Annotated in this window: 22 protein-coding genes, 1 pseudogene and 1 riboswitch; of the genes and pseudogenes, 15 read left to right on the top strand and 8 right to left on the bottom strand. The window is 50.1% G+C overall.

Features of this window, described 5'->3' with window-relative positions:
* Positions 1 to 33 precede the first annotated feature (33 nt).
* Positions 34 to 852, top strand: coding sequence for a DUF817 domain-containing protein (locus EFBL_RS19155; protein WP_096184148.1), 819 nt, complete (start codon positions 34 to 36; stop codon positions 850 to 852).
* A 65-nt stretch (positions 853 to 917) separates the two neighbouring features.
* Here the strand turns inward: EFBL_RS19155 and EFBL_RS19150 are convergent, their stop codons facing one another.
* Positions 918 to 1,148, bottom strand: a complete 231-nt coding sequence (locus EFBL_RS19150) for a TipAS antibiotic-recognition domain-containing protein (RefSeq protein WP_096184146.1) — start codon at positions 1,146 to 1,148, stop codon at positions 918 to 920.
* A gap of 137 nt (positions 1,149 to 1,285) precedes the next feature.
* On the opposite strand from EFBL_RS19150, the pseudogene EFBL_RS19145 reads away from it, so the two are divergent.
* The 4 genes and pseudogenes from EFBL_RS19145 (at position 1,286) to EFBL_RS19130 (ending at position 5,233) form a co-directional block, all read left to right on the top strand.
* Positions 1,286 to 2,329, top strand: a pseudogene (locus EFBL_RS19145) (IS1595 family transposase).
* Positions 2,330 to 2,518: 189 nt separating this feature from the next.
* Positions 2,519 to 3,283 carry an alpha/beta fold hydrolase gene (locus tag EFBL_RS19140; protein WP_096184144.1) on the top strand — a complete coding sequence of 255 codons (765 nt, stop codon included), beginning with the start codon at positions 2,519 to 2,521 and terminating at the stop codon, positions 3,281 to 3,283.
* 234 nt (positions 3,284 to 3,517) lie between these two features.
* A complete protein-coding gene (locus EFBL_RS19135; protein WP_096184142.1) occupies positions 3,518 to 4,720 on the top strand; it encodes a DUF2157 domain-containing protein in 1,203 nt (400 codons plus the stop codon).
* On the top strand, positions 4,721 to 5,233 hold the full coding sequence (locus EFBL_RS19130) for a GDYXXLXY domain-containing protein (protein WP_096184140.1): 513 nt from the start codon (positions 4,721 to 4,723) through the stop codon (positions 5,231 to 5,233). It begins immediately after the preceding gene.
* Between the two features lie 57 nt (positions 5,234 to 5,290).
* Here EFBL_RS19130 and EFBL_RS19125 read toward each other — a convergent pair whose 3' ends face one another.
* A complete protein-coding gene (locus EFBL_RS19125; protein WP_096184138.1) occupies positions 5,291 to 6,910 on the bottom strand; it encodes an acyl-CoA dehydrogenase family protein in 1,620 nt (539 codons plus the stop codon).
* 105 nt (positions 6,911 to 7,015) lie between these two features.
* Here EFBL_RS19125 and EFBL_RS19120 point away from each other — a divergent pair, with 105 nt between their 5' ends.
* The 3 genes from EFBL_RS19120 to EFBL_RS19110 are packed head-to-tail and all read left to right on the top strand — an operon-like array spanning position 7,016 to position 9,735.
* Positions 7,016 to 7,408: a MerR family DNA-binding protein gene (locus tag EFBL_RS19120; RefSeq protein ID WP_096184136.1), complete on the top strand. Its 393-nt coding sequence runs from the start codon at positions 7,016 to 7,018 to the stop codon at positions 7,406 to 7,408.
* Complete coding sequence (locus tag EFBL_RS19115; RefSeq protein WP_096184134.1) at positions 7,405 to 8,898, top strand: class I adenylate-forming enzyme family protein; 1,494 nt, start codon at positions 7,405 to 7,407, stop codon at positions 8,896 to 8,898. Before EFBL_RS19120 ends, EFBL_RS19115 begins: the two co-directional genes overlap by 4 nt.
* Positions 8,899 to 8,934: 36 nt before the next feature.
* Entirely contained in the window at positions 8,935 to 9,735 is an 801-nt protein-coding gene (locus EFBL_RS19110; RefSeq protein ID WP_096184132.1) for an MBL fold metallo-hydrolase, read from the top strand.
* A gap of 55 nt (positions 9,736 to 9,790) precedes the next feature.
* Here the strand turns inward: EFBL_RS19110 and EFBL_RS19105 are convergent, their stop codons facing one another.
* From EFBL_RS19105 to moaD, 4 genes are all read right to left on the bottom strand, one after another.
* Complete coding sequence (locus tag EFBL_RS19105; protein WP_096184130.1) at positions 9,791 to 11,395, bottom strand: methyl-accepting chemotaxis protein; 1,605 nt, start codon at positions 11,393 to 11,395, stop codon at positions 9,791 to 9,793.
* A 188-nt stretch (positions 11,396 to 11,583) separates the two neighbouring features.
* Positions 11,584 to 13,191: a methyl-accepting chemotaxis protein gene (locus EFBL_RS19100; RefSeq protein ID WP_096184129.1), complete on the bottom strand. Its 1,608-nt coding sequence runs from the start codon at positions 13,189 to 13,191 to the stop codon at positions 11,584 to 11,586.
* Between the two features lie 206 nt (positions 13,192 to 13,397).
* Positions 13,398 to 14,423 (bottom strand): ThiF family adenylyltransferase, encoded by a 1,026-nt coding sequence (locus EFBL_RS19095; protein WP_096184127.1) that lies wholly within the window; start codon positions 14,421 to 14,423, stop codon positions 13,398 to 13,400.
* A gap of 31 nt (positions 14,424 to 14,454) precedes the next feature.
* Complete coding sequence (moaD, locus tag EFBL_RS19090) at positions 14,455 to 15,156, bottom strand: molybdopterin converting factor subunit 1 (protein WP_096184125.1); 702 nt, start codon at positions 15,154 to 15,156, stop codon at positions 14,455 to 14,457.
* Between the two features lie 66 nt (positions 15,157 to 15,222).
* Positions 15,223 to 15,358, top strand: a riboswitch (molybdenum cofactor riboswitch).
* Between moaD and moaA the strand changes: the two genes are divergently transcribed.
* Positions 15,351 to 16,385, top strand: coding sequence for a GTP 3',8-cyclase MoaA (gene moaA, locus EFBL_RS19085; protein ID WP_096184123.1), 1,035 nt, complete (start codon positions 15,351 to 15,353; stop codon positions 16,383 to 16,385). Its footprint overlaps the riboswitch before it by 8 nt.
* Before the next feature lie 10 nt (positions 16,386 to 16,395).
* Positions 16,396 to 16,881: a cyclic pyranopterin monophosphate synthase MoaC gene (gene moaC / locus EFBL_RS19080; RefSeq protein WP_096184121.1), complete on the top strand. Its 486-nt coding sequence runs from the start codon at positions 16,396 to 16,398 to the stop codon at positions 16,879 to 16,881.
* 30 nt (positions 16,882 to 16,911) lie between these two features.
* On the opposite strand, the gene EFBL_RS19075 is transcribed toward moaC, so the two are convergent.
* Positions 16,912 to 17,091, bottom strand: a complete 180-nt coding sequence (locus tag EFBL_RS19075; protein ID WP_096184119.1) for a hypothetical protein — start codon at positions 17,089 to 17,091, stop codon at positions 16,912 to 16,914.
* 116 nt (positions 17,092 to 17,207) lie between these two features.
* Between EFBL_RS19075 and steA the strand changes: the two genes are divergently transcribed.
* The 4 genes from steA to EFBL_RS19055 are packed head-to-tail and all read left to right on the top strand — an operon-like array spanning position 17,208 to position 20,896.
* Positions 17,208 to 18,383, top strand: a complete 1,176-nt coding sequence (gene steA, locus EFBL_RS19070) for a putative cytokinetic ring protein SteA (protein WP_096184117.1) — start codon at positions 17,208 to 17,210, stop codon at positions 18,381 to 18,383.
* Between the two features lie 11 nt (positions 18,384 to 18,394).
* The gene (locus EFBL_RS19065; RefSeq protein ID WP_096184115.1) at positions 18,395 to 19,297 is read left to right on the top strand and encodes a copper transporter; all 903 of its coding nucleotides are present in this window, start codon (positions 18,395 to 18,397) and stop codon (positions 19,295 to 19,297) included.
* A gap of 2 nt (positions 19,298 to 19,299) precedes the next feature.
* Complete coding sequence (locus EFBL_RS19060) at positions 19,300 to 20,007, top strand: glycosyltransferase family 2 protein (protein ID WP_096184113.1); 708 nt, start codon at positions 19,300 to 19,302, stop codon at positions 20,005 to 20,007.
* A gap of 4 nt (positions 20,008 to 20,011) precedes the next feature.
* Positions 20,012 to 20,896: a hypothetical protein gene (locus EFBL_RS19055; RefSeq protein ID WP_096184111.1), complete on the top strand. Its 885-nt coding sequence runs from the start codon at positions 20,012 to 20,014 to the stop codon at positions 20,894 to 20,896.
* 8 nt (positions 20,897 to 20,904) lie between these two features.
* On the opposite strand, the gene EFBL_RS19050 is transcribed toward EFBL_RS19055, so the two are convergent.
* The gene (locus tag EFBL_RS19050; RefSeq protein WP_096184109.1) at positions 20,905 to 21,171 is read right to left on the bottom strand and encodes a DUF2627 family protein; all 267 of its coding nucleotides are present in this window, start codon (positions 21,169 to 21,171) and stop codon (positions 20,905 to 20,907) included.
* 155 nt (positions 21,172 to 21,326) lie between these two features.
* On the opposite strand from EFBL_RS19050, the gene EFBL_RS21570 reads away from it, so the two are divergent.
* The coding region (locus EFBL_RS21570; protein ID WP_231705894.1) for a PAS domain-containing protein at positions 21,327 to 22,341 on the top strand (1,015 nt) is incomplete at its 3' end.

The following is a 22,341-nucleotide window of genomic DNA, read 5'->3' as shown; positions in this document are numbered from 1 at the left end:
CGGTCATGGGACAAATCCTTTCGGAGGTCTTCAATGGGCTTTCTAAAACAACTCTTTGCATTTGGGTTCCAACAAGCAATGTCCTGCATCTTTCCTGCAGTGATCTTTCTGACGCTTGCCATCTCTAAGACTGTGGAAGTTCCTTTTTTGTACCGATACGATCTTATCCTTCTTGTGTGTATTTTTGCCCAGATCGTGATGTATAAAACGGGGCTGGAAACCAAAGATGAGCTGAAAGTCATCGCGGTGTTTCACCTGATCGGCCTGATGCTTGAAATCTATAAGGTGCGGATGGGGTCCTGGGCCTACCCGGAAGAGGCTTGGAGCAAGGTTCTTGGGGTTCCGCTTTACAGCGGATTTATGTATGCCAGTGTGGCAAGCTATCTGTGCCAGGCATGGCGGAGGCTAAACATACGGCTATACCACTGGCCAATGTCGCTATTGACTGTGCCACTGGGTGCTGCTATATACTTGAACTTTTTCACGCACCATTTTATTTACGATTTCCGTTGGGTGTTGACTGCAGCTTTATTTGCAATGTTCTTTAAGACATACGTGGAGTATTCAGTACTTGGTGTAAGGCATCGGATGCCCTTAGTGCTGTCCTATTTCCTGATTGGATTTTTTATCTGGGTGGCGGAAAACATCGCCACTTTCCTCGGGGCTTGGCAGTACCCCAACCAACAACAGGCCTGGAGTCTGGTACACCTTGGAAAAATCAGCTCTTGGTTCCTGCTGGTCATCATCAGTTTCATTATCGTAGCCCAACTGAAACATGTGAAAGAGGTATTGCAAGCAGGAAAGGGGATTCAAATACAGCCTCCGAGTGACAATTTGGACACCACTTCGTAAACACAGTCTGATGTGGGGGCTGCCTTTTAGGAGCAGCCTCTTCGTTTTTTCACAGATTCATGCACTTACTGCTTCAGGTTCTGTTTGTAGATCGCGAGCACCTCCTGAATGAACTTGCCTTCTACTTCATTGTAAGGCAACGGAAACACACCATCGGAATAGGATTTCTGCAACCCTTGGTAGATACCGGGATTTCCTTGAGTAAACTCGGAAATCAACTCTTCCCACCGTTTGGCCAAAGCCTGTACTTCTTCACTGGCAGGGTCATTACCTACAGCCTGTTTGAAATCGTTGATAAGACTATAAAAGGTGACGAAACGTCAAATGCAACTTCTTTTTGAAAAAGCTATGTTAAACCCAATTGTTGATATTTGAAGTTTACGAACTCTTGTTCTATAATTAGGGTAATAACATGGCTCGGAGCTGATTCTCTATGGATTTGAAGGAACTGATGATGTTTGCCGATGGCTTGGACAATAAGGGTAAGCAAGAACTCATCCTCTTTTTACAGTCCCGAACCAAGGGGACGACGCCTCCTATACGAGCAATTGATGAAATTCAGGAGCAAAAGCATAAAAACGGAATGGTCTGCTCACATTGCAATAGCCATGCCGTCGTGCGCTTCGGAAGGTAAGTCATTAATACACGTGCGGGAGCCGTTAAGCGCCAGCGTTACCGCTGCAAATCATGCCTACAGACCTTCAATGACCTCACGAATAGCCCTCTCCAGCGGACGCGGAGACCTCACCTGTGGGTTCGATTCATCGAATGCATGATTGAGGGCTTTTCGCTACGCAAATGTGCCAAGCTGTTGTACGATGAAGTCTCGTATGTGACCTTGTTTTACTGGCGGCATAAGATTCTCGCTGCGCTGAAGCAGATTCCAACCGAAGCATTCCAAGGTATCGTCGAAATGGACGAGACCTACTTCCTGTATTCGGAAAAGGGCAGCCGGAACATTTCCGAACGCAAGCCGCGTAAGCGCGGCGGCAAAGCAAAACAGCGTGGAATCAGCAACGACCAAGTTTGTGTACTGGTTGCCCGTGACCGTCGGAAGATGACCTTATCTGGCGTTCTTGGTCGTGGGCGCATCCGTACAACAAAGTTGGATGAGGCTATTGGTTCTCACCTTTCCAACTCCAACGTGCTCTGCACAGATTCCTGGCGCGCGTTCAGTTCCTATGCGAATGAAAAGGGATTGGAACATTACCGTTTCAAATCCGATGGGAAACAGCGTGTCAAGGGCGTTTACCATATCCAAAACGTCAATAGCTACCATAGCCGTCTGAAAAGATGGATGGACCGCTTCAACGGGGTTGCAACAAAGTATTTGGAGCATTACCTGGCGTGGTTCCGCTATCTCGACAGCAAGGACTATGAGAACACAACGTCGAATAAGAAGTACATGTTGGTCTCTTCATGTTTGTTTCCTGTGAAGGAGACAAACGCCAAACTTCGACGGATGGCTTACTGCTGAGCTTATCGGGCAGTTTAACTCAGCAATTTGTTTGATGGAGTCCTTGCCGAACATTAAAGATAGCAATCCAAAAGAAACTTATAAACATTCATTGTAATACCATTGAAAAGATAGTGCCAATCGTCCGAGGGCCGAAGTCTTGTATTGAATAACTTGCAGAGGCGTATTAGGACACAAAGGAGGCTTAACATGGGTAATACATTTAGCGGCTACAAGAAGGTAAATGGACTCAATATGTATTATGAAATCCACGGGAGTGGTAAACCACTAATTTTGCTCCATGGTCAGTTTGCTACTGCCAGCATGTTTTATCCAATATTGCCAGACTTGGCTCAACACCGTCAGGTAGTTTTAATTGAACAGCAAGGCCATGGCCATACTGCGGATATTAACCGTCCCTTAAGTTTTGCTCAAATGGGCCGTGATACCGCTGAACTTTTAAGTCAATTAGGAATCGCTGAAGCGGATGTGTTCGGATACAGTGGCGGTGGAACAATCGCACTGCAGCTAGCTAAGTCGAATCCTCACCTTATCCGTAAAATGGCACTAGCCTCGACCGTTTATAGTATGGATGGCTATTTTCCCTATATTGTCGAAGGCCTTAAACATGCTTCAGCCGAAGCTTTTCCATCCCAGATGAAGAAAGAATACGAACGTGTAGCCCCGCATCCTGAAAACTGGTCGAAGCTCATTGCCAAAGGCGCAGAGATGGCTAATAGCTTGAATAAAGAGGATTTTCTAGAACCGGCGCAGCTACAACATATTACTGTGCCCGTCCTACTCGTAATTGGAGATAATGATATTATTCGTCCAGAATACGCTCATGAGATGGCAAAGTTGCTTCACACCAAACTAGTAGTAGTGACTGGGGATCATGCTTCGTATATTACTACTCAACCTCAGCCATTGCTCGGTCATCTAAAAAAATTTTTCGAGCTATCCATTAATCAGTAATGTCAGGTAGCGTGGCAATATAAATAATGCACAAACGATCTTCCAAATGCTGAGCCTTCCTAGGTTTTAACGGGACACGATAGCAATTAATCGACATCTCAGTGGTGGCGGTTTTCCTTTGGTCGAAAATCAACATCAAGATTTAACATAGCCTTTGAAAAAAATTTGTTCTGAACCAGCGTACCATATTTTTCCTTGCATGAACTATAATGGGAGAAAGGAGGTGCCACCTATATGAACCGGCACAAATGGCTGCACGCTGAGCTTGACAGGTGGAAGGAGGAGGGGCTGATCGGGGAACCCCAGGCGGAAGCCCTGAAATCCCGGTATCCCGTCACATCTTATGAAACCACCAGTCTCATGATGTTTTTTGCTGCACTGTTGGTGGGAATTGGACTAATCTTCTTTATAGCCCACAATTGGAGTGAGATGCCCAATCTCTTGAAACTGGCCATTATTTTTGCAGGTATGATTGCCGTCTACGGTGCGGGGGAGTACCTCCGGGGCAAAGGCAGGAGTGCCATCGGGCTGTCTCTGATTTTTCTCGGAACCCTGGTGTTCGGTGCGGGGATCTTCCTGATCGGCCAAATGTTCCACATTGTCGCATACAATGCGGGTGCGCTGCTTGTCTGGTCAATTGCTACCGGGTCAATTGCCTGGGTCTACCGGAATCCCTTCATCATGCTGGTGGCTGTGGTTCAGTGGGCCCTTGCCGTGTGGTTCCAATTCGAGGAGTATCATAGGACCTCCTTGTGGTTTCTGTTGCTTGCAATCCCTTATCTGTTTGTCGCACGCAGATGGGAATCCCGTTTGATGCTGTTCCTGACGTGGATTGGTGTCGGAACAGGCGCCATATCCAACCTGGCCTATTACGATGCCTCTGAACTGTGGGTATACCCGGTGCTGCTTGCCGTTCTTGCATTGTCATTCACATTTGCCAACAGTCCGTTCCTTCCCATGTTTTATTACCCTTTGTTGATGTCGTTGTATGTCGCCATCACTTTGCAAGCCACTCTTTTTCGGGAAGACTGGCTGCGGATTGACCCTTCACCGGAAAGCTACTATGTGTATGCGGTGATCCTGTTAGGTATGGTTGTCTACTTATGGCGCTCCCAATTGACCGAGTATCTGCCGATTGCAGCCATTTACCTGCCGACTGCCGGCATTGACTATGTGGAGTTCCTTAACGCATCGCTTGCAATAGCTGTTCCCATTTATTTGATCTCGCTTGGTGAGCGCAAACGGGAAAAATCCTGGATCAATCACGGCACGATTCTCTTCCTGATCAGCGTGTTTGCGCTCTATGTAGTAAATGCCTGGACACTGATAGATTCATCCCTGTTCTTTGTGGTCGGGGGCATCTTGCTGTTTGCACTGGCTATCGTAATGGAGCGGCGGAGACGAAAGCTGCTTTCGTCGATTCGGGAGGTGGAGTAGATGAAGAAGAAACTTTGGATTCTGGTCCTCCTGCAGTGCCTGTTTCTGTTGGGTGTCGCCGGCCAGTATTATGCCGTACAGGTATTCGGGAAAGAGATCCTGTTAAAAGCGGTACCGGTTGACCCGCGGGATCCGTTCCGGGGAGACTTTGCCCGGCTTGGTTTTGAAATCTCCCGAATCCCTGCTCCGCAAGAGAAAAGTGACTGCAAAAGGGATTGCAAAATATTTGTACTGCTTGAAAAGAAGGGTCAGTATTATGTGTTCAAGGAAGCTTCCTTTGCTGACAAGTTTGAGCCGGAAGCGAATGAAGCGGTGCTCGTTGGAAAGGCCGTTTATCACTGGGAAAGTGAGCGGGAACTGCGGGTGACCTACGGGTTTGAACAAGTGTTTGTCGAAGAGGGAATGGGGAAGCCTCTGGAAGACCGGGAAGCCGAAGTGACGGTGGCGGTGAAAGTCTGGAATGGCAGACCGGTATTGAACCATGTGTATCTGAACGGACAATTGTACAAATAGGAAAACGGCCCTTGCCAAGGACAACCGGTCAAGGGCCGTTTGGCTTTGTGAGCCGATTTAATGTGCGTTCACTTCGGCCAACGCTACCGACTGATAAGCTTTGAAGAAGGTATCGCAGAAATGATCCCACTCGGCCGCAGCCTGCAGCGACTCATCGTTCACTTCTCCGAGGACCGGTTTCTGCAGGAGCGCCGCAAGTGAGTCTGCAAAATGTTTGATGTGTTCCAGCGGTGCTCCATCCAGAACACTTGCCACAAAGTCAGTCGGGGAATACCAGTCTGTCACGCGTTGGATATCCCGGTAGATTTGCGTTAGCAGGAGATTGCGCGGACCTTCCCATTGTTCATTTACAACGGCGTCGCGGAAGATTCGCGGCAGGGAGGAGAATTCCTCCATAACGCCATGTCCCGCATACATCGAGATGGCATTCTTAAGCACCTCAATTGCCTCTTTGGTGGTGCCGATTTTTTGCAGCAGAATCAGTTCCCGCAGATTGAAAAGCTGCTTTCGGATTTCAAGCGGTTCATTGGATTTGAGTCCCGGCTGCAATGGTTTTTCCAGACGCAGGAACAGATCGTAGACTTTGAAAGCGCCTGCAGTTGCCCGTTGGGCGGCATTCTCAATCTGTTTCAACTGGTTGGCGGCCAGTGGATAGCTGCTGACCTTGCGGTCAAACACACTTCGGAAGTCACTGTACAATTTGGCTTCCCGGGCAGCACGCAGCATGTAACCGGCACTGCCAAGTCCAATTTCCAGGCGGGACAGGGTCAGCACGATTCCGACCGCTACCGCAATCCCTTTATCCGCAGGTCCGACCGGATAGGCAAGGGCTCCGTCATAGTTGATTTCCGCCGTCGGCAGCTCGGCGGTTCCCATTTTCCACTTGATCCGGTTGATTTGATAACCGTTTCGAATTTCCCGTTCTTTGTTGCCCGGGAGCCAGGCTGGAACGATAAATGTCGTGATTTTGTCAGTGCCAGTTATTTTGGCTGTGACGACTGCGTAGTCCGCATGGGCAGCCGAGCAGAAGAATTTGTTGCCATACAGCCGGAAGTATTTGCCGTCGGGGACGGCCTCCAGCACGTTCTTCGGCAAATCTGAACCGCCCTGGATTTCGGTCATGAACTGGGCTCCGATGGCAAATTCTCCATTGCGTCCTTCTTTCGCGTGAATCAGAATTTCATACAGTTCCGGAATATCCGGATTTGGGAACTGTTCCAGCAACCCGATCAAACCATGAGTGCAGGTGAGGGGGCAGGTAACGCCGGATTCCCCCAGTTCGTGTGTCAGCATTCGTTTGACAAAGCTTTCCCATGGCGTGACTTTGCTTGAGAAAAAGCCTGATCCGAACACTTCCTGTTCCAGGATGTGGACTTCCATGGGACGAACGATCCGGTCAATGCGGTGGTTGTGGGCGTCATAGTGCAGCATGTAAGGCCGTACTTCCGGACGGGCGATGCGTTCGGACAGTTGGTTCCATCTGGAGGAAACTGTCGGCGAGAAAGCCAGCAGTTTCTCGTGCACTTCCGCAAATTCATTTCCTGCGAACTTTTTCAATGCTTTCTGCAGGAAAGTTTCGTCCCGGTACCAGTCCAGTTTTTCCCGGAGGGCCAAAAACTCATCGAAGGAATACGGATTGGCACCTCTCGTTTGCGGACGGTCGATTGTCATACTCATCGAACCCCATCTCCTCTCGTTTTTTGAGCAAATAGATTGACAACACATAATCGTCAGAAATATTATATAGTTAAGTTTACGTTAACGTCAACTGGAGGTTGTGAAATGACAGCGGAACGACTTTACTCAATAAGCGAATTGGCTTCCATGTTTGATATCAGTTCCAGAACCATCCGTTATTACGAGGAGGTGGGGTTGCTATCTTCAGAATCAAGGGACAGCAACACACAGCAGCGTTACTACACCAATGCGGAACGGAGACGGCTGAAATTAATCCTCCGGGGAAAGAAACTGGGCTTCAGCTTGCAGGAAATCAAGGAAATGGTGGATCTGTACGAATCCAATCCGGAAGGGGAGGAGGAGGTGCGCCGCATTGTCCAATATGCGGATAGGAAGCTGCAGGAGATTGAAGAGCAGATCTCACAACTGGAAATGCTGAAAGACGAGATATTGGCCCACAAGGAAAAATTCTTGCAGAGAAAGGGAGAGGGAAAATGAATGCTAACGGAATTACCATTCATGGTGTACTTGAACGAAACGCGAGAAAGTATCCTGACAAGGAGGCATTCATTAGCGCAACCAATCGTTTGACCTATGCCAAAATGAACGAAACTTGCAACCGGATCGCCAGATACTTGCAGGATCGAGGTTTGCGGAAGGGTGACCGGGTTGCGGTTATGTCAAGAAACAACGAGCATTTCTTCTATGCCTATTTCTCATTGATAAAACTCGGAGCCATCCCGATGTCAATCAATATCCGGTTGACATCGAACGAACTGGAAGTCATCCTTCGCAACTCAAATGCCGCAGGAATCTTCTACGAGAAGGAATTGCTGCAAACAGTGCAGTCACTTACTCAATCATTCCCGCTGCAGCATACATTTTGCATCCAAGATACTGCGCAGGAGGCGGAATCCTATTCGGAAGACAACTTGAATTTGCCGATCGATTCACGGGAAGTATGTGAAATATTGTTTACATCGGGAACCACAGGTGTGCCAAAAGGTGTCCTGTTCAACCATGAACGAATTCTGTCCATTGCATACGGCATCTCCATCGAGTTTCAATTGACAAGAAATGATCGCATGCTGACCATTATGCCGTTGTCCCACTCGGCGCCTCTCAATACGTTTTTTATCAGCGGTTTATATTGCGGCTGTACCCACGTATTGAGCGATTTCACTCCGCAGGCGTTCCTGGAATGGATTCACAAGGAGAAAGTCACCTTTGTGTTTGCCGCTCCGGTGGCCTATCTGATGGCTGCCAAAGATCCGCGACTGCAACAGTATGATCTGTCGAGCATAAGGGTTTTCGCATACGGCGGGGGTCCGCTTGCGCTGGTTTCCTACGAACGCGTGCGGGAAGCGTTTCAGAATGACAATTTCTTTCAGGTGTACGGCCTGACGGAAGCCGGACCGAACGGAAGCCTCCTGCGTCCGGAAGAGCATCTGACCAAAGCCGGAAGCATCGGGAAAAATACGGCAGTCAACATGGAATTCAGGGTGGTTCGTGCCGACGGAAGTGAAACGGCGCCAGGCGAATTCGGAGAAATCATCTTGTCGGGAGACAGCTTAATGCTGGCGTATGACAACAATCCGCAGGCAACAACCGAAACAATCCGCGACGGCTGGGTGTATACAGGCGATATTGCATATAGGGACGAGGACGGGTATGTTTACATCGTTGACCGCAAGAAAGACGTGATTATCTCCGGCGGAGTGAACATTTACCCGAGAGAGATTGAAGAGGTGCTTGCCAAGCATCCTGCCGTGCTCGAATCCTGTGTGATCGGGGTACCGCATGAGGAATGGGGAGAAACAGTCAAAGCTGTCGTCGTGCCAAAAGCCGAAGTTACAGAAGAGGAATTACGGGAATTTGTGGCGGGTCATCTTGCGGATTACAAGTGTCCCCGCTTGTATTCATTCGTACAGGAACTGCCTCGAAACGCCAGCGGAAAGATCCTGAAACAACAGGTGAAAAAAATGTGATACCATCATAACGTAAGAATGGTGGGAGGTGCCGGCATGCTTGAGGTATTCAAACACGGTGAAGTGACGGCTGTTAAGGGAACAGTCCATTTGGGAGGTTCCAGCCTGGATGTTTTTGTGTATCTGGTGGACGGCATGTTGGTAGACGCGGGGCCGCAACGTCTGGAGAAAGAATTGGCCGATTATTATCAAACAATTGACTGTGATCTGGCGGCGTTCACACATTATCACGAAGATCACACCGGCATGGCTTTCTGGCTCAGGAAGAATAAACAGATCCCTCTATATATCCACCCATCGTCAATCGAAACCTGCGCAAGGACCGGTGATTATCCACTCTACAGGCAGATGTTCTGGGGAACCCGGAAAGGGTTTACCGCATTGCCCGTGGGAGATTCTATACATTCGAGGCGCTATTCGTGGCAAGTCATCCCGACACCCGGCCATTCGAGTGACCACTTGGCCTATCTGAACCGGGAAACGGGTGTACTGTTTACCGGGGATCTGTTTATAATGCCAAAAACAAAAATAACTCTGCAAGAAGAATCAACCCCGCAGGTGATGGATTCCATCAGGACGTTACTCAAGCATGACTTTGCAGAAATGTTTTGCAGTCATGCCGGTTACATCCCCGACGGGAAAAAGGCTTTGGCGATGAAATTGGATTATCTTGAGAATATGGCCGGAGAAATCATGCGCCTGCATGGAGAGGGCTTGTCCGTGGAGGAGATCAATGACAAACTGTTTCCGCAAAAGTATCCGATTGTAATGCTTTCGGACGGGGAGTGGGGTTCCATCCACATAGTCCGTTCGGTGATAGAATCTGCCCGTTTATAAAAATACTTGTCAAAATAACGATAGAGCACCCTGTCAGAGGGTGCTCTTTGTGCAGTTACAACTCAAAACGATCGGAAATATGGTGGATTTTGGCAGAGAGTTCCTGTAGACGGTTGTTTTGTTCTGCCAGCATTTCGGTCGCATTGTATTGCATTTCTCCGGTCGCTGCCACTTCCTGTGCCGAGGAAGCGAATGATTCTGAAATCTCCCGAACATTTTTAATGTGTTCTTCAATGGAATCCACGTCTTGCAATATTTCCTCCATCACGGCAGCATTGCCGGTGGTGTGCAAGGCGGTGGTTGATGATTTGTCCGTCAGCACCTGAATGATCGATTGCAAATCCTTTACCAGCTTGAGCCCCCGGTCAACTTCCTGCCTTTCAGCTTGCACGACAGTTGCCGCTTCTTGTGACTTCTTGCTGATATTTCCTGCAAGATGCATTACCTGGGAAGCCACTTCATCCGAACGGGAAGCAAGCTTGCGCACCTCATCCGCCACAACTGCAAAGCCTCTTCCTTCCTGACCGGCCCTGGCCGCCTCGATTGCTGCATTTAACGACAACAGGTTGGTTTGTTCGGCAATATCCCGGATGTCCCGGATCATCTGTTCGATGCCGGCAGCTTGTTCTTCCAGTTCCTGCATGGTAGATTCGGACATCATGCTAGCCTGTTGGATCCGCTGCATCTGCTTTTGGAGGGTGTCAGTCTTATCCATTCCGGTCTTGGCAGATCCTTCTGCCTCCCGGGAAAGTTCGCTGGTTGCTTGCAAGTCAGATCCAACATGCCGGATTTTCCGGTTGATTTCTTTTAACACCTGTTCCGTTTCCTGTACCAGCTTGGTCTGCTCAACGGATCCGCCGCTGATTTGCTGAAGGCTTGCTGACAGCTGTTGGGATGCTGCCAACAGATCCCGTACCATATCCCCCTGTTTGCTGCTGATGTCCTGAGTGGAGTGGGACGTATGGCGCAGTTCCGTCAGGATATTGTGCATTCCGATAGCCATTTTGTTGATTTCAAATGACATTTGGCCCAGTTCATCCCGGCGTTTGGTTTCTGCTCTTGCATTCAACTTGCCCGAGGAGATGGATTTGGTGACGGAGGTCCAATTTCTCCAACTGTGCATATATGTCCGGAAGACAAACTGAGCGGCAACGCCAGCCAGAGCAACAGCCATTGCGGAAATCAGGGACCGTGTCAGGACGGAATCCCCCGTCCACATTCCGGCAACTGCCAACAGTACCGGAAACGAGGAGGCTGCAAACAGTTTCCACTTTATCGACAGTGTGGAAACGACCACTCCCAAACGCAAACTGTAAAGAGGCTTGCCGTTGACCCGTACCGGAACCGATGCATCCACCAACACTTCACCGGTGTTACGGTGATAAAGCTGGATGAGCGGTTCAAGGGTAAGTGCTGCCTTCATCCCGACGGGATCGTTAAAAAGAATTCCTTCCCGCAGCCGGTTGGTGTGCAGGAGGCTGAAGCCGTCCCTGTTCACCAGCACAAAATATTCATCGTCACCAAGCATTCTGTCATACAGAATGCGCAAATCCTGCTTAGCATCTTCAATAGAGCGACTTGTCAGCAGACGCTCGGTTTCTGCCGCAGCATTCCGGACTTTATTCAAAGCTTTTCTTTCCAGTTTGGAGTTGCTCTTCACAAATACGGCCTCCTTTGCAAACCAAGTATTCATTAAGAGGTCGAACAAAACTTGTACCGGTTGCCAAAAATATCAGAGTATTGCTAATAAGGTAACTTATTAATTCTATAAAAATTTTCACAATCCTGTTTTCTCAAAAAAAATACCCCCTTTTACAGGGGATGGACAAACAAGAGGCAGCTTTACTATTAAAGTTCAAAGCGATCCGAGATCTTGTGGATTTTGTCCGACAACTCCCGCAAACGGTTGTTCTGGTCTGCCAGCGTTTCAGTGGCGTTGTACTGCATTTCTCCAGTGGCGGCCACTTCCTGTGCAGCAGAAGCAAAGGATTCGGAGATTTCCCGGACTTTTTCAACCTGAGCTTCGATATAATCGACTTCTTGCAGAATCTTTTCCATCATGGTTGCGTTTTGGGTGGTGTGAGATGCGGTGACGGATGATTTATCCGTCAGGATCTGAATGATCGTTTGCAACTCCCGAACCAATTGGAGCCCCTGGTCAACTTCCTGTCTTTCCTCCTGCACGATGGCCGCCGCTTGTTGTGACTGTTTACTGATGTTTCCGGCAAGCACCATGACTTGGGAAGCCACTTCGTCAGAACGGGCAGCGAGCTTTCTCACTTCGTCCGCCACAACGGCGAAGCCTCTGCCTTCCTGTCCGGCTCTTGCCGCTTCGATAGCTGCGTTTAGAGCCAGCAGGTTGGTTTGTTCGGCAATATCACGGATGTCTCGAATCATCTGTTCAATCCCGATCGCGTGCCGTTCCAGTTCCTGCATGGCGGACTCGGCTGTCAGGCTGGCCTGCTGGATCCGCTGCATCTGGGACTGCAGGTGGCCTGTTTTGTCCATGCCTGTCACAGCGGATGCTTCGGCCTCACGGGACAGTTCGCTTGTCGATTTCAGGTCGGAACCCGTCTGCCTGATTTTGGAGTTGATTTCTTTCAATACCTGAACGGTACCCTGCACCACCTTGGTCTGCTCCATGGCGCCGCCGCTGATTTGCTGCAGGCTGGCTGAGAGCTCTTGCGAAGCGGCCAGAAGATCCCGTACCATATCTCCCTGCTTGATGCTGATATCTTGTGTGGAGATGGAAGCGTTGCGCAACTCCGACAGAATGTTGTGCATGCCTAGAGCCATTTTGTTGATTTCGAAAGACATCTGCCCCAATTCATCCCGGCGCTTTGTCTGGGCTCTTGCCTGCAGCTTTCCCGAGGATATGGATTTGGTGACGGAAACCCATTCCTTCCAAAGACGGTGGAATGTACGAAAACTGAACTGACTGACAAGGATTGCCAGAATAATGGATGCAATTGCAAGAAATGTGTTGATAACCGGGGACTGGTTGGTCCAAATCCCAAATGCCGGCAACAAAACGGGTATGACAGAAGCTGCAAGCAATTTCCATCTCCAGGAGAGAGTAGGAATGACCACACCCAATCGCAAGTTAAATGCCGCTTTCCCTTGAATCCGGATGGGAATGGCTGCATCCAGCAGGATTTCCCCGGTGTTTCGGGGATACAATTGCGCGATTGGCTCCAGTGTTTGTGCTGCTTTCAATTCAATCGGATTGTTAAAGTGCAACCCCTCCCGCATGCGATTGGTATGCAGGAGCGCCAAACCGTCTTGGCGAGAAACCAGCAACATGTACTCATCGCCTGCAAGGTTGTTTTCAAGGATGCTGCGAAGTTCCGGTATTGCTTCTTCAAAGGGGCGGGCTGCCAACACCCGTTCCAGTTGATTTGCTGTAGTTTGGACTTTATGCAGGGATTTTTTTTGAAGTTTGGCAGGTAGTTTCATGAAAGCCTCCTAAAAATTCATTAAAACAAAAGAAGGTTGTATAAGTAATTATTCTTTTATAAATAATTATTCACGAAAAATTCCGATACTCCTTGTCAATTTCGTTGTAATCCAACAAAAAATTCCCTGTCAAAGACAGGGAATCAGGATCCGTTGTTCTGCTGCAACTGTCATGCCAGCTTGTTGGATCCGCGTTCAAACAGGGGTCAAGAGCCGATATATTTGGCATACAAACTTCTGGCCACTGTCGGGTCGTTGGTTCCCTGGACCAGGACGCGGCCATCCGGGAATATGACAAGCCGCTGTCCGCCAATTTGGAACCGGAGCAGAAATTTGTTCCGTTCCACCAAACCCAATTTTGACAACCGGCTCTCCAGAAGATCCAAGTTGAGTTGCATATCGGAAACAGGTGAGATCTGGACAGTGTCCCGCCCGCACAAATTGGTAGGTTCCGTACCGGAGCGAGGCTCCAAGTAATCAAATTCCCGTTTGCCGCAACAGGGACAATCGGCTCTTTTGGCTTTGGCCACATTCACTTCTGTCAGGTAATGATCCCAAACGGAGATGTTCAGCATGGAGGGGCGAAGCGATTCCCTATCACCAACAAGCAGTTTCATCGCTTCAACAGCCTGAAACGATGCCACGATGTGTATCAAAGGTCCAATCACGCCGGCAGTGTCACAGGTCTGCGTGGTACCGGGAGCAGGTGCCGATTCAAACAGGCATCGCAGGCAAGGGGTGATACCCGGGCGGATCGTCACCGTCATTCCATGCGCGCTCACACCGCCGCCATAAATCCAAGGGATTCCGTGTTTGACACATACGTCGTTAATTAAGAAGCGAACTTGAAAGTTATCGGTGCCGTCCAGGACCAGGTCCACGTCCGACAGCAAAGATTCGGCGTTGTGCCAAGTCAGATCGGCAATTACGGGTTCCACCGACACACCGGAGTTGATTGTTCGAAGTTTTTCGGCGGCAGCCGCAGCTTTTGGCAGCCCTTCCCTGGCATCGTTCTCGTCATACAACATTTGTCGCTGCAGGTTGCTGGGTTCAACAAAGTCACGGTCAATGATACGGACATAACCAACGCCGGCCCTGACCATATGATTGGCCAGCACAGTGCCAAGGGCTCCCATGCCGACTACTGCCACCCGGCTTTTCAACAGCTTTTGTTGGCCTTCTTCTCCAATTGGAGCAAACAGAATTTGTCTGGAATAACGTGTTGCATCCATTTCAACTGTCCTCCCAACAGGCGGGGAATCCTTACTCCAGGGGATTCACCAGCGGATTCCAGGGGCCTTGCTGGTGTCCTTTCCACTCCGAGCCGTCTTCCCAAATTTCTTTTTTCCAGATGGGCACGACCTGCTTCAATCGTTCAATCGCATAGCGGCCCGCTTCAAAGGAGGCAGCCCGGTGGGGGGTTGCCACCGCGATCATGACGGAAGCTTCCTCAATCTCCAGTCTTCCGATCCGATGACTGATGGCCACTTGTGTGCCAGGCCATTTTTCTTCAATTTCGGCTGCAATCTCCGCCATTTTCTTCACAGCCATTTCGGGATAGGCTTCGTACTCTAACAGCACCGTACGCTGTCCGTGGGTAAACTCCCGAACGGTTCCCACAAAGGTAAGAATGGCACCCGCATAGGGATTGGATACCTTTTGTATGATTTTGTCGGCTGATAACGGCTCCGAAGTAATCTCAAAGCGGGCATCGGCTCCGGAACCACCGGATACAGGCGGGATTACGGCAAGCTCATCCCCGTTTCTGATTACGGTATGAAAATCGGCATATTCCTGATTGACCGAAAAAAAACTTTTTGCCAAAAGATCGGCCGCATTTGGGAATGCCTCTTGCAGTTTGGCAAGCAGATCCGCAACAGTTGCACCTTCTTCCAAAGATACCGTATATTCCCGCTGTCCGGTCGCTTCCGCGACACCTGCAAAAAATCGAACTTTCAATGTCATTACTGTTCACCCCGTAAAAAACATATCATACAAGCAGGAGAGTTCCAATGATTTATGCTATAATACATGTAATTATATCTCCGAATCCGCATTCCTAAGGTAAAAGTTCAGCAAACATTTCACTATGGATAGCGGATCGACAGGGATATGGCGGAAACGCTTTATCCTCCCGAATTTGGAAAGGAGATTGAACAATGGAACCATTGGCAGTCGTACCTTACACAGTGAATCGTACATTGACGGACAAGTTTGGAAGAGTTCATGACTACCTGCGGATTTCCCTGACCGACAGGTGCAATCTGCGCTGCGTGTACTGCATGCCGGAAGAAGGCATGCAGTTCATGGAAAACGACAAACATCTCACGTTTGACGAAATTGAAGCCGTGGTCCGCATGGCAGCGAAGCTGGGAGTTCGCCGCTTGCGCCTGACAGGCGGAGAGCCGCTGGTTCGGCCCAATGTGGAGAAGCTTGTCAGCCGTCTGTCTGCCATCCCGGGAATTGAAGACATTGCGCTGACGACCAATGGAATCTTCCTGGCGCAGAAGGCAGAGAAGCTGAGGAAGGCCGGAGTGACCCGCGTCAACATCTCACTGGATTCCATGAAGCAGGAACGATTCGCAAAGATTACGCGAGGCGGCGATGTCAGCAAGGTTCTGGCCGGACTGGAGGCTTCGTTTAGGGTCGGTTTCAACCCGATCAAGCTGAATGTCGTCCTTATGAACCGGTTCAACGATGATGAAGTGGATGATTTCCTCCGCATGACCCTGGAACGGGAGGTTCATGTTCGCTTTATCGAATACATGCCGATTGGACACGATGATAACGGCTGGCGGGACTTGTATCTGCCGCTGGAATATGTAAAGGAAAGATGTGAAGCCATGGGAATGACGCCCGAGCCAACTCAGTCGGTGTTTGGCAACGGCCCGGCCGAGTACTTCAGGCTGCCTGGCGCAAAGGGATCCTTTGGTTTGATTCACCCGGTCAGCGATCATTTTTGCGAGAGCTGCAACCGGTTGCGTTTGACTGCCGACGGCAACATCAAGCCTTGTCTGTTCTGGCAGGATGAATTCAATGTCCGCAAATATATCGGGGATGAGCAAGCGTTGGAAGACTTGTTTTTCCGTGCGCTTGACATCAAGCCGGAGAGCCATGAAATGGCCAAGGTGTTGTTTGGCGAAGAATTGAGTCACGAACCCACGGTAAGGCGGATGTCGCAAATCGGCGGGTAAGGGAGAGCATATGACCAAGGAATTGACGCATTTCAACGAACAAGGGCGCGCCCATATGGTAGACGTCTCGGACAAACAGATAACGCAGCGTACAGCCACTGCCTATGCAAGAATTACCATGCTGCCTGAAACTCTCACCCGGATCCGGGAAGGGAAGATGGCGAAAGGGGACGTACTGGGAGTGGCTCAGGTTGCCGGCATTATGGCTGCCAAGAAGACATCCGACATCATTCCCATGTGTCATCCTTTGCCGTTAACCAAGGTGGACATCCGGTTTGAGGAACGTCCCGAAGAGAATGCCCTCGACATTTACGGCACCTGTAGGGTTACAGGTGTCACAGGAGTGGAAATGGAAGCGTTGACTGCAGTTTCCGTGTCCGCCCTGACGGTATACGACATGTGCAAGGCCATTGATAAAGGCATGGTGATCTCCAATATTTGTTTACTGGAGAAAACAGGCGGCAAGAGCGGAGACTATCGGCGCGGCAATATCTGAATACAAACATACCGGAAAGCGGGGATTGGATTATTCCCCGCTTTTATAATTTTCGGGATCTGCAGGCATCCCTCTGACACTTAAGTTCTGACGTTCAACAAGTACACCGTTTTTTGCATTTTCGGGTATGACACCACCGCCGTCATTTTCCATCGAATCCTTATCCTCTCTTGTATCATCTTCATTTGCATAATGAACGTCATCGTACATATCGCATAGACCTCCTCTCGGTGCTTCCATTTAGTTATTTTTCGTTTTGTATGAAAAATATGCTGGAAATCCATACTAGTCCCAAAGATCATCCTGAAAGGGAAGGATTGGGCGGTATGGCGACGGTTTCTAAACTTCAACGGACCGAACCGGTTCGCGCAGCCGGATATGTGCGCTGTGACACCAAAACCAAGCATTTGATTCCCCGCTTGCGGCCTTTTGAAATTGCCATACTGGCCCATGAAGATCTGGATGAGATCGCGGCCAAGGGATTGATTGAAGCAAGGGTCTCCGCAGTTGTCAACACCAGATGTTCCATGACGGGACGTTACCCGAACCGGGGTCCGTTGTTGTTGCTTCAAGCAGGTATTCCACTCCTTGATATGGTCGAAAACGACATTGACGATGAAGTGCCGAGTCTGTTGGATGTGGTCCAAGACGGCGATTTTATGACGATTATTGGCGGGTCTCTCTATGTTCAGGATCGTTATGCAGGCCAGGGAAAAATGGTGACTCTGGAAGAAATCGGTCAGAGAATGGCGATTGCAAGAATGAATTCCTCCACCGAACTCCACCGGTTTCTTGATAACACTTTGCAGCACGCAGCCCGTGAGAAGGACTTTTTCCTGGGTCCCTTGCCCGTACCCGACCTGAAGGTCCGGATACAGGGAAGACATGCTCTGGTCGTGGTGCGCGGCAGCACATACCAGGAGGATCTGCAAACGATCGCCCATTACATAAAAGAACAAAAACCGGTCGTAATCGGTGTTGACGGGGGGGCGGACGCTTTGCTTCAAGCCGGTTTTCACCCGGATCTGATCGTAGGGGACATGGACTCTGTAACGGACAAAGCGTTGACCTGTGGAGCGGAACTGTTGGTTCATGCATATACGGACGGACGGGCTCCCGGATTGAAACGGGTGCAAAGTCTGGGATTGAAGGCCCACATATACGCGGCACCCGGCACCAGTGAAGATATTGCCATGCTGGTGGCGCATGAAATGGGAGCGTCTTTGATTGTCGCCGTTGGGACTCATACGAATATGATAGATTTTCTCGAAAAAGGGAGGAAAGGTATGGCCAGCACACTTTTGACCCGGTTGCGTGTCGGCCCCAAACTGGTTGATGCAAAGGGTGTCAGCCAATTGTACCAGACAAGCATGACCTGGAAATCCCTTGCCGTGGTGATGGTGGCAAGTCTCATACCGGTGGCGGTGTTGGCGGCCGTCAATCCGGTCGTTCGAAATATCCTTCGAATTCTCTATTTGAAATTGAAACTGTTGTTTGTTTAGGGGGTGACCGGGTGTACGGGTACCGTTACCATCTTACCACGATCATTGCAGTCTTTATGGCGTTGGGAATTGGCATTTTGTTGGGAGGTTCCGCAGGTCAGGAATTGTTTCCGAAAGAGCAGTTGTCCCTGATGAACCGCCTGGAAGAGAAATATAACGCCGCAAGGGCCGAGAATGTGAAATATAACCGCAAAGTAACGGAATTGATGCGACAGACCAGCCAATTGGATCACGCCTTGGGGCAGTTGGCCAATTCTTATATGAAGCAGAAATTGACGGGCAAGAAGATTGTCCTGATCCAGATGGAAAAAGGAGACCCGGCAAGAGTGGCTGACTGGCTGCAAAGTTCGGGGGCACAGGTGCAGGCGGTGATCAGAGTGAAAGACCCGGAACTTGTGCTTGACGCGGCCTCCTTGCCGGTGCTTGCGCAGGGCCTGGGGTTGCCAGGTGAAACGAACGGCACCATGGTACTCGCTCATTCGGCCAAGTCGCTGGCTGACAGCATAGCCGGAATCTCAATCGCCAATTGGCCAGGAATTCTAAAGGAAAAAGGCTGGATCGACATTCAAGGGCATTTGGGCACACCTCCAGATGCCGTTCTTCTGTTGTCGGGACCGGGTCGCAGCCCGCAGCTGCGGCTTCAACTGTTTGATGTTCCGTTAATCAAAGAGATCCTCAAACAAAATCTGCGTGTGATCGGTACCGAAAGAACCGACAATGAAATATCAGCCATACCGGCTTACCGGAACCTTGGGATTTCCACGGTGGACAATCTGGATCAAGCCAGCGGCCTGCTGGCGGCTGCTGAACTGATAAGCGGAAAAGAAGGAAACTTCGGTATCAAACCAACAGCCCAGTCTTTGCTGCCCATGTGGGATAACCAACCGATTGGGGCATCTGCGGGAGGCGATTAAGCATGCGTGTAGGGGTGATTATCCCTGCCTATAACGAAGCGGAGCGCATTGGCGCTACCATTCAGGCAGTTCAATCCTTGCCCGAAGTGAACGAAGTGCTGGTCGTGGATGACGGATCGACAGATGACACCACATCCGAATCACTCCGGGCGGGAGCCCGTGTGGTTTGGCACCAGCGGAACTATGGCAAAGGTCAGGCGTTGCGCACCGGTTTTCAGTCCATTCAAAGCGACATTGTGGTGGTTGTGGACGCGGATATGGGAGAAGGGGCCTGCGAAATCCGCAAGCTGATCCAACCTGTAATGGAAGGTGTCTCGGATCTGACCATTGCTGCCTTTCCGCCACCGGAAGGGAAAAACGGGTTTGGCCTGGTAAAAGGGCTGGCCGTTTGGGGAATCAGAAGGTTGACCGGGTTCGTCGCCAGTTCCCCGCTGTCCGGCCAACGGGCCTTTCGCAAAGAGATAATCAGCCGCCTCTCCCTGTCGGACGGATATGGGGCTGAAGTTGCCATGACAATCGACGTCTTGCGGGCGGGATTTCGCGTGAGTGAGGTTCCGGTGGCCATGTACAACAGGGAGTATGGAAGGACACTTAGGGGGTTTTTGCATAGGGGAAGACAATTTGTTCATGTTCTGAGGGCACTGGCGGAGCGCTGGGAGGATTCCGGAGAAATGCCGTCAGCGGAAGAACCCACATCCAGTTGGAGGTAGACTGATGAATCTTTGGCAACAGCCGGACTGGGATGGCTGGCTTTCTGCGATCACCGGATTCATTTTATGTACAGGTGCGACACGAATTGCAGTCCCGGGTTTTTGCAAGATGTTGGCCAAAGCGGGTCTTACAAGGCCAAATTTCAAAGGGCAACAGATACCGGTGGGTGCAGGTGCAGTCATGTACCTGGTGTTTGCTCTGGTGGGGTTATTGCTGATTATTTTGGACAAGCTGATGCAGCAGGCTCCTCTGCTGGGACCGGTTTTGACTCTTGCTTCCGGAATGGCTTTCCTGGGGCTGGTGGATGATGTGGCAGGAAACCGCGAAACCAGTGGTCTTAGGGGGCATTTACGCAAATGGATACGTGAAGGGGAACTCACTACCGGTTTTGTGAAAGCGTTGTGTGGGGCAGGATTTGCGTTGGGGGTTGCCGTTTGGGGATCCCCATATACCGGAATGTCGTTTTCGTGGTTCGGGAATGTGATTGCCGATGCCATGGTGATTGCATTGATGGCCAATTGGATCAATTTGTTGGATGTTCGTCCTGGCAGGGCGTTAAAGGGAAGTCTGCTGACAGTGGCCGGACTGATCTATTTTGCTTCATATGAGGCCTTGGTTCCCTTGTCTTTGCTGACCGGTGTTGCGCTTGGGTACTATCCTGCGGATATCAGGGCAAAAGCGATGATGGGCGATGTGGGGTCGAATTTTCTGGGAGCGGTTATCGGCTATGCTGCGGTGGCAACCTTCAATTTCAAGGCAACCCTGATGGTACTGGCCAGTTTGTTGGCGCTTCACTGGTATACGGAGCATCGTTCGTTAAGCGATTTGATTGCAAACAACAAATGGCTTGATTGGATGGATCGGTTCGGCCGGGGGGAGGCGCGTTAAGCCGCGCCTTATTGCCGGCCTTTTTTCTTTATTTCCTGTTCGATCTTCCAGGCAGGCTTGCGGACAATGCCACGCTTCTTGTCCCGGTAGTAGATGAAGCCGCCAAGAAAGAACAGTCCGCCAACCATCAGAATGCTGCCTATCAGAACGCGCCACCAGATGATAACCGACGGATCTGCGATATTATCCATAACGGCCACCCTGATCATGTTGAGCCCGTACCCGGCCAACAGAAAAATCGAAATCAAGATGATCCATGACACCAAGCGAAGCATCGGAATCCCTTCCTTTCACGCCTCAATATACAGTACGCTGCCGTTCGGCACAAGAGCAAGGATTTGTTTTTGTTTACGGCACCCGTTTTTAAGTGTAGAATGAGCGTGAAAAATAGTTCTTGCACATTATTTCATAAATCAGGTCGGGTGAGGGTATGAAACGGGTTCTGTTGGTTGGAGCCGGCAAAGGAGGCACTTCCATTCTTCGGGTCTTAACGGAAAGAGGAAGGATTCAGGTGGTTGGAGTTGCGGATTTGGATGAGAGCGCGCCCGGAATCCGGTTGGCCAAAAAAATGGGCATTCCCACAAGCAGTTCTTTTGAATCCTTCCTGGACGACCGATTGGATCTGATAATCGAAGCAACCGGTTCGGAGGATGCGTTTCAGTCGATCTCACTCCGGAAACCTGATCAGGCATTGCTCATTCCCGGAGATATCGCGCAACTGCTGATCTCCCTGATTGAGGACAAGGAGCGGTTGATTAAACGCTTGACGCAGCAGCGTCACGAATTGGACGTTATATTGAATTCCACCCATGACGGTATGATTGCCGTAGATCGCCAAGGGATCATCACGCTGTTTAATGCTGCCGCCGAGCGGATTACCGGTATCACGGCCGAAGCGGCCATTGGCCGGGCGGCTCGAGACGTGATTCCCAACACACGGCTTCACTTCGTGCTTCAATCAGGACATCCGGAATTGAACCAGCTTCAATCGCTTGGGAACACAAGGATTATTACAAATCGGGTACCGGTGACTGATGACAAAGCGGTTATCATTGGGGCCGTGGCCGTATTCCGTGATGTGACGGAAGTGCAGGAATTGGTCGCTGAAGTGACCAATTTGAAAGAAATCCAATCTCTTCTCAGCGCCATTATCAATTCTACGCAAGACGCGATTTCGGTTGTGGACGAAAGGGGGCACGGACTGCTGATTAACCCTGCCTATACCCGTTTGACCGGACTGACGCAAAACGAAGTAATCGGGAAACCGGCAACAGTCGATATTGCCGAGGGGGAGAGCATGCATATGCGGGTTCTGAAGACCGGACAACCGGTACGGGGTGTTCAGATGAAAGTGGGTCCCAACCGAAGGGAAGTCATGGTCAACGTTGCCCCGGTATTGGTAAAAGGGCAATTGAAAGGCAGTGTGGCGGTCATTCAGGACATCT

It is taken from the genome of Effusibacillus lacus, assembly GCF_002335525.1.
GTDB lineage: Bacteria > Bacillota > Bacilli > Tumebacillales > Effusibacillaceae > Effusibacillus > Effusibacillus lacus.
The sequence above is the reverse complement of the archived record's forward strand: the minus strand, read 5'-3'. Positions and strand labels throughout refer to the sequence as shown.